The sequence below is a fragment of the Pontibacter sp. FD36 genome (assembly GCF_015686655.1).
GTDB lineage: Bacteria > Bacteroidota > Bacteroidia > Cytophagales > Hymenobacteraceae > Pontibacter.
The window spans coordinates 1-2,405 of the sequence record NZ_JADPMP010000025.1 but is presented as its reverse complement, the minus strand read 5'-3'; the positions used below and the strand labels follow the sequence as shown (position 1 = coordinate 2,405).

Below are 2,405 nucleotides of genomic sequence, written 5' to 3'. Positions count from 1 at the left end.
ACAACTAAGGCTTCGTTGGGTACGAAGTGCCCACAATGAAGCCGTGGTTGCACTGACCGTGCGACGCGTTATGGGTTTTAAGTTGGAAGAAGTTAGCTCTGCGCTACCTGTCCAAGGCTTTCAGGTAGCTGGCTGGCCCATTGGAGGTGAGCCTGGAGGGGTAAAGAAAGATACTTTCTGCTGTTTCCGGGAGAGGATTCCCGCTCTTTTCAGTGCATTTTCTGCCGCATGGGCATAGCTGCGCCAGGCCACCTTTTCAGGTGGCTTTTTTTATATCCCTACTCGAACTCCCGGTAGCGGCGCTGCGTCCTCAGGCCTTGTGGCGGCCCCCGTTTGGCCAGCACCTGCAGGGTGACCATCGTCTCCTTTTTGCAGCAGGGACACAGGAGCGGGTTGTACTCCTCAAGCTGGCGCACTTCTACTTTCCGCCTTTTCTCCCCGGGCAGCTGCTCCCGGATCACGGGAATGCTATAGCCCTTGCTGGTGCCGCTCAGCATGCCGTAGTGGCGTATGCGGACAAAGCCCCGGGGCAGGATGTGCAGGGCGAAGCGACGGATGAACTCCATGCCTTCCAGTTTCATCTCCAGCTTTTTGGCCCCTTGCCGGTAGTCCCTGTAGGAGAAGCTCACCGTATGCTCATCTACCTCCTTTATCCGGTGGTTGGAGATAGCGATCTTATGGGTATAGCGGCCCAGGTACTCGACCACATGCTCAGGCCCCGAGAAAGGACGTTTGGCATACACCACCCACTTTTTGCCGAACAGGGCCTTTAGTAGCTCTTTCTCTACTGTTGGCAGCTTTTCCCTCAGCAGCTGCACATACTTGGCCCTGTAGACCAGGCTCATGGCCTTCACCGGGAAGAGGTACTTTCCCCTGCCGCGGGCTCCCTTCCACCTGCCATGCTCGGTGAGCCCGCCGCCGGGCACGATGCAATGCAGGTGGGGGTGCAGCGAGAGGGTCTGGCCCCAGGTGTGGAGCACGGCCACCATGCCGGGGCGGGCGCCTAGGTGCTTTGTGTCCGTGGCGAAGGTGAGCAGCGTCTGCCAGGCGGCTTCAAAGAGGGTGTCGTAGACAAGCCTGGGCTGATGGAGGGCCAGTTGGTTCAGGGTATCGGGCAGGGTGAAGACCACGTGGAAGTAGGGCACGGGCAAGAGCTCCTGCTGGCGGGCCTGGATCCACTGCTCGCGCTTTCGGCCCTGGCATTTGGGGCAGTGGCGGTTGCGGCAGGAGTTGTAGCTGACGCGCACCTGGCCGCAGTCCGAACAGGCGTCCAGGTGCCCGCCCATGGCCCGGGTGCGGCAGCGCATCAGGGCCGCCAGGGTACGCAATTGCCAGGAATTGATGCCGGTATGCTGCTCGACCGTGGGCCAGTGCAGACGCAAGACATCTGCCACCTCGTGTCTGGCGCGCACTAGCAGTAGAGCGTGTCCAGGGGAGAGAAGGGCTTTTTCCGCCCGTTCTGGGCCACGTGCAGGTAGACCATGGTGGTGTCGATGCAGGCGTGGCCCAACAGGTCCTTGATGGAGACAATGTCCAGGCCGTCCTCCAGCAGGTGGGTGGCGAAGGTGTGGCGCAGCGTGTGGGGCGTGACCTGTTTTAGGATGCCGGCTGCCTGGCGGGCAGAGCGCACCACCCACTGCACGCCGGCCGTGTTGTAGCGCCTGTCCAGTAGCCCCTCTTCACTATCCTGCACCTGGCCGTTGAAGAGCCACTGTTGCGGGCACTCTGACTGGATATACTTTTCAAGCCCACGGATCAGGTGCCCGCTCAGGGGCACGTAGCGGTCCTTGCCGCCTTTTCCCTGGCGCACGTGCAGCATCCGGCGGTCAAAGTCCAGGTCCTTTAGCTTTAGGTTGCAGGCCTCACTGCAGCGCAGCCCACAACCGTAGAGGGTGGCGATGAGTACGCGGTGCTTGAGTAGCTTGGGCGCAGAGAGCAGTCTTTTGACCTCGGGCTTGCTGAGCACGACAGGCAACTTTCCATCGCGCCGGAGGGCAGGAAGTTCGATGCGCTTGTCTTTGAGGCCTTCCATGCGAAAGACGTAGCGCAGGGAATAGACAGTGAACTTGAAGTAGGAGTTGGAGGGGGTGTTGTGCTGCTGCTTTACCAGGTAGAGGTAGTCGTTGAGCTGATCGGGGTCCAGCTCGGTGGGCAGGCAGTTAAAGTGCAGGGCCACCTTGGCCAGGTGGTGGCTGTAGTTTTTAAGCGTGCTCTGGCCGCGTCCGGCGACGGTGATTTTTTTAGAGAACTTCTCGTAAAGCTCGCTGAATCCTGCTACATTAGTACAGGCAGTTTGGATAAGGGTAGGCTCTTTTTTTTCATCTTTATGTAAGAGTTAGATTTGAATCAAAAGGTAACGCTTATCCACTGCTTTTTAAAACCCTTTACCGAAGGTTTAGTGCAAC

At 59.0% G+C, this 2,405-nt stretch carries 3 protein-coding genes; 1 reads left to right on the top strand and 2 read right to left on the bottom strand.

The window, feature by feature from the left end; genetic code table 11:
* Positions 1–238, top strand: a 238-nt coding sequence (locus I0P70_RS21440; protein ID WP_230392344.1) for a hypothetical protein, incomplete at its 5' end; no start/stop codon positions are given.
* A gap of 40 nt (positions 239–278) precedes the next feature.
* Here I0P70_RS21440 and I0P70_RS21170 read toward each other — a convergent pair.
* Positions 279–1,418 (bottom strand): IS91 family transposase, encoded by a 1,140-nt coding sequence (locus I0P70_RS21170; protein ID WP_370583279.1) that lies wholly within the window; start codon positions 1,416–1,418, stop codon positions 279–281.
* Entirely contained in the window at positions 1,412–2,176 is a 765-nt protein-coding gene (locus tag I0P70_RS21165; protein ID WP_370583278.1) for a tyrosine-type recombinase/integrase, read from the bottom strand. The genes I0P70_RS21170 and I0P70_RS21165 overlap by 7 nt, the downstream gene beginning before the upstream one ends.
* Positions 2,177–2,405 lie beyond the last annotated feature (229 nt).